The 14,572-nt window shown below is 71.0% G+C and carries 9 protein-coding genes; 5 read left to right on the forward strand and 4 right to left on the reverse strand.

Annotated features, from left to right (window positions below; translation table 11 throughout):
* Positions 1 to 48 precede the first annotated feature (48 nt).
* Positions 49 to 1,584 (reverse strand): M1 family metallopeptidase, encoded by a 1,536-nt coding sequence (locus tag ACIREI_RS33635; protein WP_403341039.1) that lies wholly within the window; start codon positions 1,582 to 1,584, stop codon positions 49 to 51.
* A 208-nt stretch (positions 1,585 to 1,792) separates the two neighbouring features.
* On the opposite strand from ACIREI_RS33635, the gene ACIREI_RS33640 reads away from it, so the two are divergent.
* The 3 genes from ACIREI_RS33640 (at position 1,793) to ACIREI_RS33650 (ending at position 6,799) form a co-directional block, all read left to right on the forward strand.
* Complete coding sequence (locus ACIREI_RS33640; RefSeq protein WP_403341042.1) at positions 1,793 to 3,751, forward strand: Xaa-Pro dipeptidyl-peptidase; 1,959 nt, start codon at positions 1,793 to 1,795, stop codon at positions 3,749 to 3,751.
* Positions 3,748 to 5,007 carry a M14 family metallocarboxypeptidase gene (locus tag ACIREI_RS33645; RefSeq protein WP_403341044.1) on the forward strand — a complete coding sequence of 420 codons (1,260 nt, stop codon included), beginning with the start codon at positions 3,748 to 3,750 and terminating at the stop codon, positions 5,005 to 5,007. The genes ACIREI_RS33640 and ACIREI_RS33645 overlap by 4 nt, the downstream gene beginning before the upstream one ends.
* A gap of 88 nt (positions 5,008 to 5,095) precedes the next feature.
* Positions 5,096 to 6,799, forward strand: coding sequence for a BCCT family transporter (locus ACIREI_RS33650; protein WP_403341047.1), 1,704 nt, complete (start codon positions 5,096 to 5,098; stop codon positions 6,797 to 6,799).
* Positions 6,800 to 6,812: 13 nt separating this feature from the next.
* Here ACIREI_RS33650 and ACIREI_RS33655 read toward each other — a convergent pair whose 3' ends face one another.
* Positions 6,813 to 7,763 carry an FAD-dependent oxidoreductase gene (locus tag ACIREI_RS33655; protein ID WP_403341050.1) on the reverse strand — a complete coding sequence of 317 codons (951 nt, stop codon included), beginning with the start codon at positions 7,761 to 7,763 and terminating at the stop codon, positions 6,813 to 6,815.
* Between the two features lie 66 nt (positions 7,764 to 7,829).
* On the opposite strand from ACIREI_RS33655, the gene ACIREI_RS33660 reads away from it, so the two are divergent.
* Complete coding sequence (locus ACIREI_RS33660) at positions 7,830 to 8,852, forward strand: oxidoreductase (RefSeq protein WP_403341053.1); 1,023 nt, start codon at positions 7,830 to 7,832, stop codon at positions 8,850 to 8,852.
* 123 nt (positions 8,853 to 8,975) lie between these two features.
* Positions 8,976 to 10,616 (forward strand): ABC-F family ATP-binding cassette domain-containing protein, encoded by a 1,641-nt coding sequence (locus ACIREI_RS33665; protein ID WP_403341056.1) that lies wholly within the window; start codon positions 8,976 to 8,978, stop codon positions 10,614 to 10,616.
* 26 nt (positions 10,617 to 10,642) lie between these two features.
* Here ACIREI_RS33665 and ACIREI_RS33670 read toward each other — a convergent pair whose 3' ends face one another.
* Together ACIREI_RS33670 and ACIREI_RS33675 are read right to left on the reverse strand one after the other, a co-directional pair.
* The gene (locus ACIREI_RS33670; RefSeq protein ID WP_403341059.1) at positions 10,643 to 11,824 is read right to left on the reverse strand and encodes a serine hydrolase domain-containing protein; all 1,182 of its coding nucleotides are present in this window, start codon (positions 11,822 to 11,824) and stop codon (positions 10,643 to 10,645) included.
* A 289-nt stretch (positions 11,825 to 12,113) separates the two neighbouring features.
* Positions 12,114 to 14,483, reverse strand: a complete 2,370-nt coding sequence (locus tag ACIREI_RS33675) for a Tex family protein (protein ID WP_403341062.1) — start codon at positions 14,481 to 14,483, stop codon at positions 12,114 to 12,116.
* Positions 14,484 to 14,572 lie beyond the last annotated feature (89 nt).

Raw genomic sequence — 14,572 nt, forward strand, 5'->3', positions numbered from 1 at the left:
GGCCCCTCTAGGCCTCGTGTGCCCCTGGGCCCCGAGGTCCCTAGGCCGTCAGTGCTCGCCCTCGCCCTCGTGCCCGTGGTCGTGGTCGTGCCCGTGGTCGTGCACCCCGTTCGTAGCCGCGATCTTCTTCCAGGACTTCGGCTGCACCGGGGCCTCGGCAGACCTGGCGATGGACGCACTGCGCGCCGCCGGAGCGTCCGGCTTCGACGGCTGGAACAGCCACGTGTCGAAGAGCGCCGCCAGCGGCTTCCCGGACACCTCCTCGGCGTACCGCTGGAAGTCGGCCACCGAGGCGTTGCCGTAGGCGTACTTCTGCGTCCAGCCCTTGAGGATGGCGAAGAACGCGTCGTCCCCGATCTCGTTGCGCAGCGCCTGCAGCGCCAGCGCGCCCCGGTCGTAGACCGCGATGTGGAACTGGTTCTCCGGCCCGGGGTCACCGGGCCGCACCTTCCAGAAGGCATCGCCGGCCGCACGCGAGGCATACACGTAGTCGGCGATCTCCTGCGCCGTCCCCTCACCCTCGTGCTCCGACCACAACCACTGCGCGTACCGCGCGAAGCCCTCGTTGATCCAGATGTCCTTCCAGTCCTTGACGGACACCAGGTCGCCGTACCACTGGTGGGCGAGCTCATGGACGACGACGGAGGTGTTCGTCCCGTTCGCGAAGTTCGCCGGGCTGTAGAACGGCCGGGTCTGCGTCTCCAGCGCGTACCCGGTGTCCGTGTTCGGCACATACCCGCCGAGCGCGTTGTAGGGGTACGGCCCGAAGTACCCGGTCAGCCAGTCGGCGATCTCCCCGGTGCGCTCGATACTCGCCCGCGCGGCGCCGTAGTGGTCGCCCAGGTCCTTGCTGTAGGCGTTGATGACCGGAATACCGCTCTCGCTCGTCCCCGTGGTCACGTCGAACCTGCCGACCGCGAGCGTGGCGAGATACGTCGCCTGAGGCTTGTTCGAGCGCCAGTTGTAGCGGGTCCAGCCCAGCCGTGAACTCGTCGACTGCAGCGTGCCGTTGGAGATGGCCTGGGTGCCGTCCGGGACCAGCACCGAGACGTCGTACGTCGCCTTGTCGAGCGGGTGGTCGTTGCTCGGGAACCACCACCAGGCGGCCTCGGGCTCGTTCGCCCCGACACCGCCGTCCGGGGTGCGGTGCCAACTGGTGAAGCCGTACGCCTTCTTCGACGACGGCACCCCTCGGTAGCGCACGACCACCGTGACGTCCGTGCCCTTGGCCAGCGGAGTCCTCGGCGTGATCTCCAACTCGTGCTCGCCCGACGTCGCGAACGACGCCTTCGCGCCGTTGACCCGGACCTCGCTGACGTCCAGCAGAAAGTCCATGTTGAAGCGGGACAGGTCCTGCGTGGTCTTGGCCAGCAGGGTCGCCGTACCCTCCAACTCGTCCGTGGCCGGCTGGTACTTCAGCCGCAGGTCGTAGTGGGAGACGTCGTATCCGCCGTTGCCGTAGGCCGGGTAGTAGGGGTCGCCGATGCCCGGAGCGCCGGGGGAGTGGCTCGCGGCCGACGCCGGGATCACCAGCATCAAAGAGGCGGCTGCGAGTGCGCCCGGCGCCATGATTCTGCGGTGCACGAAAGCTCCAAGTCGTAGGGGCCCGAAGTCTGTCCGCAGCTTATTCACCACCTGTGTCCCCGATGTGTCCATGACCACTGCTGTCACACGATCGCCATTCGGCCGACATGAGCCGACCCGCCCCACGGGCGTTTATCGGCCACCCGGGAGCTCATGGGTCATCAGTCACCCCCTTCTGCGCGGGAGTTGGCCGATGTACCGTCCGCGCATGCCGATACGCACGCGCTTCACGATCTGGAGACCGCTCGCGGCGGTGGCCACCGCCGCCCTCACGGCCACGTTCCTGACTCCCGCCGCGGCACACGCCGCCCCCCGGGAGAGCAGACCCGTCTACTCGTACGAGAACGCCATCCGCGAGGCCGTATGGGTGGACACCGGACTCGACCACGACCGCGACGGAAAGACCGACCGAGTCGCCGTCGACATCGTCCGGCCCCGCGAAACGGCCCAGCAGGGCCGCAAGATCCCCGTCATCATGGACGCCAGCCCGTACTACTCCTGCTGCGGGCGAGGCAACGAGGGCCAGAAGAAGACGTACGACGCGAACGGCGACGTCGTCCAGATGCCGCTGTTCTACGACAACTACTTCGTGCCCCGCGGCTACGCCTTCGTCGGCGTCGACCTCGCCGGCACCAACCGCTCCGACGGCTGCGTGGACGTCGGCGGCCGCTCCGACATCCTCTCCGCGAAGGCCGTCGTCGACTGGCTGAACGGCCGCGCCAAGGGGTACACCACCCGCACCGGCACCACCAAGGCCAAGGCGAACTGGACCAACGGCCGCACCGGCATGATCGGCAAGAGCTGGGACGGCACCATAGCCAACGGCGTCGCCGCCACCGGGGTCGAGGGCCTGAGGACCATCGTCCCGATCAGCGCCATCTCCTCCTGGTACGACTACTACTTCCAGCAGGGCGCCCCGCTGTACGACTCCGGCCCCGACTGGCTCTCCGACTACGTGAACAGCCCCGACGCCCGCGCCAAGTGCGGCGCTGTCCAGCAGACGCTCGTCGACGGGGCCCCGCGCACCGGCGACTGGACGCCGCTGTGGACCGAGCGCGACTACGTGAAGGACGCGCACAAGGTCAGGGCGAGCGTATTCCTGATCCACGGCATGCAGGACCTCAACGTCCGCATGAAGCACGTCGGCCAGTGGTGGGACGCCCTCGCCGAGAACGGCGTCGAGCGCAAGATCTGGCTCTCCCAGACCGGCCACGTCGACCCCTTCGACTTCCGCCGCGCCGCATGGGTGGAGACCCTGCACCGCTGGTTCGACCACGAACTCCTCGGCTACGACAACGGCATCGACCGCGAGCCGATGGCAGACATCGAGCGTCACCCCGACCAGTGGGTCACCTCCAAGGTCTGGCCGCCGCGCGGCACCGACACCACCACCCTGCGCCCTGCCAAGGGCACCCAGGCCGGCGTCGGCACCCTCGGCCTCGGCAAGGGCAACGGCACCGAGACCTTCACCGACGACCCGCGGCACAGCGAGACCGACTGGGCCGCACACATCGACACGCCCACCCCCGACAAGGCGGGCTTCGTGACCAAGCCGCTCACCCGCGACCTGCGCCTGTCCGGCTCCTCCGAGGTCACCGTCACCGCGACCCCGACCACCTCGACGGCCCACCTCTCCGCCGTCCTGGTCGACCTGGGCCCCGACACCATCCGCGACTACGCGACCAGCGGCGAGGGCATCACCACGCTCACCGACCGCACCTGCTGGGGCGTCAGCACCACCGGCGACAGCGCCTGCTTCAAGGAGACGAAGGCCAAGACCGCCGACGTCGACTACACGGTCGTCAGCCGGGGCTGGGCCGACCTGGGGAACTACGCCTCCGATCTGCAGGGCGTACCGCTGACGCCGGGCAAGCCTTACACCATCACCCTCGACCTGGCAGCCACCGACCACGTGGTCCCGGCGGGCCACCGCCTCGCCCTGATCATCGCGGGCACGGACAAGGACCTGATCGATCCTCCGTCGACCACGCCGACCCTCACGCTCGACCTCTCCCGTACGAAGGCCCGCGTCCCGCTGGTCGGCGGCGCACCCGCGTTCGCCCGTGCCACGGCGGGCTCCGTGTCCGCAGCTCCCGAGACCGCGCCGCTCGACGGCGTGACCACCGCACCCCGCAGCACCCACCGCATCCCGGAGGGAGGCCAGTGACCCGCATCCGAACCGTCACCCTCGTCGCGACGGCCCTCGCCGCATCCCTCGTCGCCGTACCGGCCCACGCCGCCGACACCCCGCCCCGCACCGGCTTCGAGCAGTCGAACGGCGCCAGATGGACCGGGGAATCCGAGGAGCAGGCCTTCCTCACCGCCGTCGACAAGGCCGCCGACCGGGTCTCCATCGCCCGCATCGGTACGACCAAACAGGGCCGCCCGCTCCAACTGGTCCGCATCGGCACCGGCCCCACCCCGAACAAGGTGCTGCTCATCTGCAGCCAGCACGGCGACGAACCGTCCGGCCGCGAGGCCTGTCTGTCCACCGTCCGCGACCTGGCGTACGCGAAGGACCGGCAGACCCGGCGCTTCCTGGAGCGCACCACCCTCCTGGTCGTGCCCACCGCCAACCCCGACGGCCGGGTCGCCGACACCCGCGGCAACAGCGACGGCGTGGACATCAACCGCGACCACATCGCCCTGCAGACCGCCGAGGGCCGCGCCATGGCCGCCGTCATCCGTGACCAGCGCCCCGACGTGGTCTACGACCTGCACGAGTACGGCGCCACACCCCCGTACTACGACAAGGACCTGTTCGACCTGTGGCCGCGCAACCTCAACACGGACGGGCACGTCCACGACGAGGCCCAAGCCCTGTCCCAGTCGTACGTACGCCCTGCCGCCACGGGCGCCGGCTACTCGACCGGCACCTACGGCATCTGGACCGACCCGGTCACGGGCGAGCCGATCCGGCAGGTCGCCGGCGACGGCCAGGAACGCATCCTGCGGAACATGTCCGGCATCAAGCACTCGGTGGGCCTGCTCATCGAGAGCCGCGTCGACCCGCTCACCGAGGAGGAGAAGGCCGATGAGGCGCTGAACAACCGGCGCCGGGTGAGCTCCCAACTCGTGGCGCTGGACGGCCTGTTCGAGTTCGCCGACGCCCGCCGTGGCCGGATCGAGGCGGCGACCGACACGGCCCGGCTCGCCGGCTACGCCGACACCGGACCCGCCTACCTCGGCGGCGCCGACAACGACCCGCCCGAGCCTGCCGAGGTGATCCAGGACCCGCCCTGCGGGTACCGGCTCACGACCGACCAGTACACGCAGGTCAAGGACGAACTGGCGCTGCACGGAGTGAAGACCCGCGGCACCTACGTCCCGCTGCGCCAGTCCCTGCGCGCCCTCGTCCCGCTGCTCCTCGACGAGCGGGCCCCCTATCACCTCACGGCAGGTGAGCCCGACACCGACTGCTGAAACGGCCGAGATCGACGGGATCTGTGGTAGGTCCTGGGAGACGACGTGGAACCGGCGTATCCACCGTTCACCGGGGAAGGTGCCGCAGATGACTGAGGATCTCAAGAAGAGAGGTGGCCGGGAGGGTCCCACGGACGTTTCCGGCCACCCCAGCACGGACCGAGTGGTGTTCGGCGTCACCGCGGCCATCACCGTGGCCTTCGTGATCTGGGGCTGGGCGGCCACGGACTCGCTGGAGAGCGTGTCCACGAAGATGCTGAACGGCCTGCTCCACAACGGCGGCTGGGCTTTCATGCTCGCCGCCTCGTGTTTCGTCGTCTTCGCGCTGTGGCTCGCGATCAGCCGCTACGGCCGTATCCACCTGGGCGCCGAGGGCGAGGAACCCGAGTTCAAGACGGTGTCCTGGGTGGCGATGATGTTCAGCGCCGGCATGGGCATCGGCCTGATGTTCTACGGCGTGAGCGAACCGCTCTCGCACTACACGGCCCCGCCTCCGGGCACGAACCCCGCCAACTCCGGCGAACGCATGGAGACGGCGATGGCCACCACCCTCTTCCACTGGACGCTGCACCCCTGGGCGATCTACGCGGTGGTCGGTCTCGGCATCGCCTACAGCACCTTCCGCAAACGCCGGCGCCAGACCATCAGCGCGGTCTTCACCCCGCTGATCGGGGAGAAGCACGCGAACGGCGTCGGGGGACGGGTGATCGACATCCTCGCGATCATCGCCACGGTCTTCGGCTCCGCGGCCTCACTCGGCCTCGGCGCGCTCCAGATCGGCTCCGGCTTCCAGGAGCTGGACTGGATGGACGACGTGGGCACCGGCCTGCTCGTCTCGATCATCGCCGTGCTGACCCTGGCCTTCGTGCTCTCGGCCGTCTCCGGCATCGAGCGGGGCATCCAGTGGCTGTCCAACACCAACATGGTGCTGGCCCTGATCCTCGCGCTCTTCGTGTTCATCGCGGGCCCCACGATCATCGTGCTCGACCTGCTGCCCACGTCGATCTTCGCCTACCTCGGCGACCTGCCCCAGCTCGCCGGCCGCACCGAGGCCAGCGGCGGCGAGGGCGTCGCGGACTGGCTGGGCAGCTGGACCGTCTTCTACTGGGCCTGGTGGATCTCCTGGACGCCCTTCGTCGGCATGTTCATCGCCCGGATCAGCCGCGGCCGTACCATCCGGCAGTTCGTCGGCGGCGTCATCCTCGTGCCCAGCACCGTCAGCCTCGTCTGGTTCGCGATCTTCGGCGGCACGGGGATGAAGCTGAAGGAGGGGGGCGGGCTCGGCGGCGAGGACACCCCCGAGGGTCAACTCTTCGGCCTCCTCCAGGAGTTCCCCATCGCCACCGTCACCAGCCTGCTCGTGATGATCCTGGTCGGCATCTTCTTCGTCTCGGGAGCCGACGCCGCCTCCATCGTGATGGGCACGCTCTCCCAGAAGGGCGCTCTCGAACCCGGCCGCTTCGTCGTCGTGTTCTGGGGCGTGGTCACCGGTGCCGTCGCCGCCATCATGCTGCTCGTCGGCAGCGGCCAGGGCGACGCGCTCACCGGCCTGCAGAACCTCACGATCCTGGCCGCCGCGCCCTTCGTCCTCGTGATGATCGGCATGTGCGTCGCCCTCATGCGCGATCTGCGCAAGGACCCGGTCATCGTGCGCGGCGAGATGGGCTCCGAGGCCGTCGAACTCGCCGTGATCGAGGGCCACAAGAGGTACGACGGCGACTTCGAGATCAGGGTCGGCCCGGGCGCCGGCACGGACACCGAGGGCGACCCCCTGGGACACGACCACGGCTGACCGGTGCGCGCGCTCAGGAGGAGGCGAGCCCGGCCGCCTCCTGAGCGCACCCCCACGCCACCGTCACACCCGCCCCGCCATGCCCGTAGTTGTGCACCAGCACCCGCCCGTCCGGCAGCGGTTCACGCTCCAGCCGTACGGCGTCCCGCACCGGCCGCAGCCCCACCCGGTGCCCCAGCACCCGCACCCCCGCCAGCTCCGGCCGCAGCGCCGCACACCGCCGTACGATCGCCTCGGCCACCCCCGGATCCGGCTCCGGTGACCAGTCGTCCTCGACCGCGGTACCGCCCAGGAGGAGCCGCCCGGGCTGCGGGAAGAAGTACGCCATCTCCCCGTCGGCGTCGGTCGAGGTCAGCCAGGTGCGGATACCTGGGTTCTCCACGACGACCAGCTGTCCGCGCACGGGACGCACGGACGTGTCCGGCACCAGCTCGCGGGCGCCGAGCCCCGTGCAGTTGACCACGACCGGCGCCTCGACCTCCGCGAAGCCGGACACCGACCGCGTCTCGATCGCGCCGCCCGCCTTCAGGAACCGGTCCCGCAGCCACGGCAGAAAAGTCGCCATGTCGATCACCGGCAGCCGCGCCCACAGCCCCGAACCGGCGTACTCCTCGGCCGTCGTCGCGCGCAGCCCCGGCAGCCGGGCCGTGGCCCACGCGTCCGCCTCGTCCAGGCTCGCCTCGCCCAGTACCCCTTCGACCATGCGTACGCCGGTCAGCTCGCTCCGCGCCGCGAGCTCCTCGTACACATCCAGGGAGCGCAAGGCCCACGCCCGCGCGAGCGCGCGCGGCTCGATCCGGTACGGCCACCAAAGCGCCCCCGCAACCGCCGAGGTGGTCGCCTCGACGGGGTCCCGCGTCCAGACACGCACACGTGCGCCGCGTTCGGCCAGGACGAGGGCCGTGGTCAGCCCGATGACACCGCCGCCGACCACCACGACATCGTCCACCTGTTCGCTCCCCATGCCGGGACGTTAGCGGAATATGTCATGCCGCGCTCATATCGGTCCTTCCGTGGGGATACTCACACCATGTCTGCCGAGTACGCGACCTTCGGCCTGGCACCGGCGATGCGTGCCGGTGGAGTCCTCGCCAACGGTGACTACCAGGTGCACCGGGACTTCGTGGACTTCATCGTCGACGGACGCCCGCTGCTGTTCCAGCTCTCCGACCTCGACGCCGTCTCCCCGCTCGCCTCCGACGTCCCGCCCGCCATCTTCACCGCCCAGGTCCGCAGCCTGCTCCTGGAGGCGGACGCCCCGCTTCCAGGCGGCCGGTATGTGATCTACGGCTGCCCGGACTGCGAGGACCTCGCCTGCGGCGCCGTCACCGCGCTCATCGACCAGGACGGCGAGGACTACGTCTGGCGGGACTTCGCCTGGCAGACCGACGAACACGCCGACCTGGAGCTCAACGGCTACCACGGCATCGGACCCTTCCGCTTCCACGGCGCCGAATACCGCGCGGCGCTCGGCTCCCTGCTCGACGGCGACTCCGAGGCGCCGCGCCGCCGGGTGCTCCTCATCGGCGCCCGCGTCGCCCTCCTGGCCAAGCTCGCCGCCGCCCTGCGCACCATCGGCGTCGGCGCCGACATCACCCATGACGTCGGCGGCGTCCCCGCCGACGAGCTGCGCGCCTACGGCGCCGTCGCCTTCGGCCGGGCGATCGGCGCGGAGCAGCGCGCCGCCGTACGCCGCGCCTTCGCGGACGCGGGAGTCGACGTGGCGTACGTCGACGGGCTCGCGCCGATCGTGCCGCTGCTGGTCGCGCAGATCGAACACGCCCTGGACCGCAGCCCGGCCGAACAGCGCCGCCTGACCCGCCTGGTGGCCACCGACGGCGAGGCGGGCGTCGAGGTCACCTCACCCTGCCGGGTCCGCCTCACCGCGTACCGCCTCGACCGGCTGTACCGCACCCACGTCCACGAGGTGTTCGACGGCATCCTGGAAGCTGGTCGGCATCGCATCGCGCTGGATGCGAAGGCGGTGAAGGGGGAGTCGTTCTTGGTGGCGCGGACGTCGGGGGGTGTGCTGGTTGAGTCGGTTGCGCGGTAGCGCTCAGCCAGGTGCCGCCCCGCGGGGTGCCGCGATATGCCGTCGCGTGTCTGCGGTGGCGATATTGCGCGCCGGTAAAACGCCGACGCGTGCAAGGCGGCGTGGCCATTAGGATCGCTCCCTGTGACCGCCACCCTCGTCGCCAAGAACCTCGCCGCCGGCCACGGCGACCGCTCGCTGTTCAGCGGGCTCGACCTCGTCGTCGCGCCCGGAGATGTGATCGGCCTGGTCGGGGCCAACGGCGCGGGCAAGTCCACGCTGCTGCGCCTGCTCGCCGGGCTGCTGGCGCCGGAGGAGGGCGAGCTGCGGCTGTCCCCGCCGACCGCGACCGTCGGTCACCTCCCGCAGGAGCCCGAGCGGCGCCCGGGCGAGACCGTGCGGGAGTTCCTGGCCCGGCGCACCGGAGTCGCCGAGGCCCAGCGGGCGATGGACGAGGCGACGCAGGCCCTGGTCGACGAAGCGCCCGGCGCGGACGACGCGTACGCGACGAGCCTGGAGCGCTGGCTGGACCTGGGCGGCGCCGACCTCGACGAGCGGGCCGAGGAGGTCGCCGACTCGCTGGGCCTGGCCGTGGACCTGGACCAGCCGATGACGTCCCTGTCGGGCGGGCAGGCGGCCCGCGCCGGACTGGCCTCGCTGCTGCTGTCGCGCTATGACGTCTTCCTCCTCGACGAGCCGACCAACGACCTCGACCTCGACGGCCTGGAGCGCCTGGAACGCTTCGTCGGCGGCCTGCGCGCCGGCACGGTGGTCGTCAGCCACGACCGCGAGTTCCTCACCCGCACCGTCACCAAGGTCCTCGAACTCGACCTCGCCCAGCGGCAGATCAACCTCTACGGCGGCGGCTACGAGGCCTACCTGGAGGAACGCGACGTGGCCCGCCGGCACGCCCGCGACGACTACGAGGAGTACGCCGACAAGCGCGCCGCCCTCCAGGACCGGGCGCAGATGCAGCGCTCCTGGATGGACAAGGGCGTCAAGAACGCCCGCCGCAAGGCGAGCAACGACAACGACAAGATCGGCCGCAAGTTCCGCAGCGAGGCCAGCGAGAAGCAGGCCGCCAAGGCCCGCCAGACCCAGCGCATGATCGAGCGCCTGGAGGTCGTCGAGGAGCCGCGCAAGGAGTGGGAACTGCGCATGGAGATCGCCTCGGCCCCGCGCTCCGGCGCGGTCGTCGCGGCCCTGCGGGACGCCGAGGTACGACGCGGCGACTTCACCCTCGGCCCGGTCTCCCTGCAGATCGACTGGGCCGACCGCGTGGCGGTCACCGGCGCCAACGGCGCGGGCAAGTCGACCCTGCTGGGCGCCCTGCTGGGCCGCGTCCCCCTGACCGCGGGACAGGCCACGCTCGGCTCAGGAGTCCTGATCGGCGAGGTCGACCAGGCCCGCAAGCTCTTCCACGGCGAGGAGTCCCTGCTGGACGCCTTCTGCGCGGCGGTTCCCGACACGGAACCCGCGGAAGTCCGCACCCTCCTGGCCAAGTTCGGTCTGAAGGCCGACCACGTCCTGCGCTCCGCCGCCACCCTCTCCCCGGGCGAGCGCACCCGCGCCGCCCTCGCCCTCCTGCAGGGCAAGGGCGTCAACCTCCTGGTCCTGGACGAGCCCACCAACCACCTCGACCTGCCGGCCATCGAGCAACTGGAGTCCGCCCTGGACGCCTACGAGGGCACGCTGCTCCTGGTCACCCACGACCGGCGCATGCTCGACGCGGTCCACGTCACCCGCCGTCTTGAGGTCGCCGACGGCAAGGTGACCGAACGCTAGGGCGCGCCCGCGGTCTCCGCCGCCGGTCAGCGCAGCAGTGCACAGACGAAGTTCTCCTGCACGACGCGCATTCTCTGCAGCAGAGCGGGCTTCAGGGCCTGGTTGATCTGGGTCGTGACGGAGAAGGTCAGCGACCGGCGCCCGTCCGGGGTGGCGGCGATCAGCTGCGTGTAACCGAGGGTGTTGCCGGTGTGCCCGAGCACCACGCCACACCGGGTCGTGTACCGGAAGATGGCGAGTCCCGCGGCGTTGCGCCCGGGCCCGGCGGGCTCGGACGCCGCCCCCGGAATCCAGCGCCTCTGCTCCCTCACGACAGCACGGCCGTACAGCCGGCCGCCGGCGTAGCCGCGGATGAAGCGGGTCATGTCGACGGGCGTCGACACGATGCCGCCCGACGCCCAGACCGCGGACATGCTCAGCACTTCGCTGACGTCCTCCGGCGGCGCGGGCGGGCTCACGTCGTAGCCGTGCAGATAGGGCCTCGGCATCCGGTAGCCCTGCGGCAGGCTCGTACGGGTCAGGCCCAGCGGTCGGTACACCAACTGCTCCAGCAGCCGCTCGTACCGGACACCGGTCGCCGCCTCCGCCATCAGGGCGACGGCGATGTTGTCGGAGTTGGAGTACTGGTACCGGGAGCCGGGCCGGAAGAGCAGCGGCCGGTCGGCGACGTAGTCGAGCAGCCTGCGGGAGTCGAAGCGGTGGCGGGGGTTGGCTCTGAGGGTCGCCTGGAACGCCGGGGCCTGCGCGAAGTCGGGCAGTCCGCTGGTGTGGTTCAGCAGCTGGCGCAGCGTCACGGACCCCCAGGCGCGCGGCAGCCGGGGCAGCCGCTCGCGCAGGGTGTCGTCCAGACGCAGGTAGCGACGGTCGACGAGGGACAGCGCCACCGCGCCGCTGAACGCCTTGGCCGCACTGGCGATCCGCATGTGGTCGTACGGGTCGGGCCTTCGGCGGCTCTCCAGGTCGGCGACGCCGGCCCGGAGGACCCGGCCGCGCCTGCCGTCGTGGAGGACGGCGATGACGCCGGGTGGGCCGCCCGGCGCGCGGACCAGCTCCTCCAGCTGCTGCTGAAGGGTGTGGTCGGGGTGCGGTCCGGGCCGTGCGGCGGCTTCCGCGCCCACCGGGGACAGCAGCGCCAGACAGGCGGCGAAGACGCAGACCGCCCCGATACGGGGCCCGAACGGGGTACGGCGGCGTGGTGGGGTGGGCATCGGCGCTCCTGAGCGGCGGCGGGCATGCGGATCCGGGCGTTCAGCTTCGCCCGCCCGGATCCGGGCAGCCGCTCGTGCTACTGCACTTGGCCCAACAGGCCGCGCTCTGCGGCTTCCCCGGGCCGCTGCTGCCGCCGGAGACGCAACGGATCCGGCAGTGCCCCAGTACGGCCCCGGAAGTACGGCAGCCGTACCGACCGCTCGGCCGCGGGCCCGCAATCGTTGCCCCAGGAGTGAACCTGCCCGGACCCTCCGTGTCGTACCGGAGAGTCCGGGCCCGCGTGTCGATTCAGCGCTTGCCCTTCTTCGGGTCGACCAGACCCGCGCGGCGCAGCGCGTCGGCCATCGCGCTGTTGGCCGGGGGCGGCGCCTGGCGCGAGCCACCGCCGCCACCGCCGCCGCGTCCCTGCCGCTGCTGAGGCGGCCGCCCGCCCCGCTGCCGGCGCTCGCCGCCGCCCTGCTGCTGCCCCTGCGGGGCCGCCTCGTCGTCGAGCCGCAGCGTCAGGGAGATCCGCTTGCGCGGGATGTCGACGTCGAGGACCTTCACCTTGACGATGTCACCGGGCTTCACCACGTCCCGCGGGTCCTTGACGAACGTCTTCGACAGCGCGGAGACATGCGCGAGACCGTCCTGGTGGACACCGACGTCGATGAACGCCCCGAAGGCCGCCACGTTCGTCACGACGCCCTCCAGGACCATCCCGGACGACAGGTCGGAGATCTTCTCGACGCCCTCCTTGAAGGTGGCCGTCTTGAAGGCGGGCCGCGGGTCGCGACCGGGCTTCTCCAGCTCCTTGAGGATGTCCGTCACGGTCGGCAGACCGAACGTCTCGTCCACGAAGTCGGTCGGCTTCAGCGACCGCAGCACGCCCGTGTTGCCGATGAGCGAGGCCACCTCCTGGCCGGAGGTCTTCACCATGCGCCGGACGACGGGGTACGCCTCGGGGTGCACGCTGGAGGCGTCCAGCGGGTCGTCGCCGCCGCGGATGCGCAGGAAGCCCGCGCACTGCTCGTACGCCTTCGGGCCGAGCCGCGCCACGCCCTTCAGCTGGGTGCGCGACTTGAAGGGGCCGTTCGCGTCCCGGTGCGCCACGATGTTCTCCGCCAGTCCGGAAGTGATGCCGGAGACCCTGGCGAGCAGCGGGGCCGACGCCGTGTTGACGTCCACGCCCACGCCGTTCACACAGTCCTCCACCACCGCGTCCAGCGAGCGCGACAGCTTCACCTCGGACAGGTCGTGCTGGTACTGGCCGACGCCGATCGACTTCGGGTCGATCTTCACCAGCTCGGCCAGCGGATCCTGCAGACGGCGGGCGATCGACACCGCGCCGCGCAGCGACACGTCCATGTCGGGCAGCTCCTGCGAGGCGAACGCCGAGGCCGAGTACACCGAGGCGCCCGCCTCCGACACCATCACCTTGGTGAGCTTCAACTCGGGGTGCTTGGTGATGAGTTCACCGGCGAGCTTGTCGGTCTCGCGGGAGGCCGTGCCGTTGCCGATCGCGACCAGCTCGACCGCGTGCTCCTTCGCCAGCCGCGCCAGCTTCGCGATCGCCTCGTCCCATCTGTTCGCCGGGACGTGCGGGTAGATGACGTCCGTCGCGACGACCTTGCCGGTCGCGTCGACCACCGCGACCTTCACACCCGTACGGAAGCCGGGGTCCAGGCCCAGCGTCGCGCGCGTGCCGGCCGGGGCGGCGAGCAGCAGGTCGCGGAGGTTGGCCGCGAAGACGCCCACCGCCTCGTCCTCGGCGGCCGTGCGCAGCCGCAGCCGCAGGTCGATGCCGAGATGGACGAGGATCCGGGTCCGCCAGGCCCAACGGACCGTGTCCTTCAGCCACTTGTCGGCGGGGCGCCCACGGTCGGCGATCTGGAACTTGGCGGCGACGATCCCCTCGTACGACGAGGGACCCTCCGTAGGCTCCTCCGGCTCCAGGACGAGGTCGAGGACCTCCTCCTTCTCGCCGCGCAGCATCGCCAGGATGCGGTGCGAGGGCAGCTCGGTGAACGGCTCGGCGAAGTCGAAGTAGTCGGCGAACTTCGCGCCCGCCTCCTCCTTGCCGTCGCGCACCTTGGCCGCCAGCCGCCCGCGCACCCACATGCGCTCACGCAGCTCGCCGATCAGGTCGGCGTCCTCCGAGAACCGCTCGGTGAGGATCGCCCGGGCGCCCTCCAGGGCCGCCTGCGGATCGGCCACGCCCTTGTCGGCGTCGACGAAGGCCGCGGCGGCGGCGACGGGGTCGACCGTCGGGTCGCCGAGCAGTCCCTCGGCGAGGGGCTCCAGCCCGGCCTCACGCGCGATCTGCGCCTTGGTCCTGCGCTTGGGCTTGAACGGCAGATAGATGTCCTCGAGCCGCGCCTTGGTCTCGGCACCGCGGATCTGTGCCTCCAGCTCCTCGGTCAGCTTGCCCTGCTCGCGCACCGAGTCCAGAATCGCCGTCCGCCGCTCCTCCAGCTCCCGCAGGTAGCGCAGCCGCTCCTCGATCGTGCGCAGCTGCGCGTCGTCGAGCATCTCGGTCGCTTCCTTGCGGTAGCGGGCGATGAAAGGCACCGTCGAACCGCCGTCGAGCAGCTCCACGGCAGCCTTCACCTGCCGCTCTCGTACGCCGAGCTCCGCGGCGATCCTGCCTTCGATGGACCCTACGAGGGGTGTCGTCACGATCCCGTCCCGCCTTCTGACTGAGGTTGCGCGGCAATTGTGGCAGGTGGCACCGACAACCGGGGATCAGGGCGGTACCCCGGCCGGTC

It is taken from the genome of Streptomyces sp. NPDC093591 (assembly GCF_044764885.1).
Taxonomy (GTDB): Bacteria; Actinomycetota; Actinomycetes; order Streptomycetales; family Streptomycetaceae; genus Streptomyces.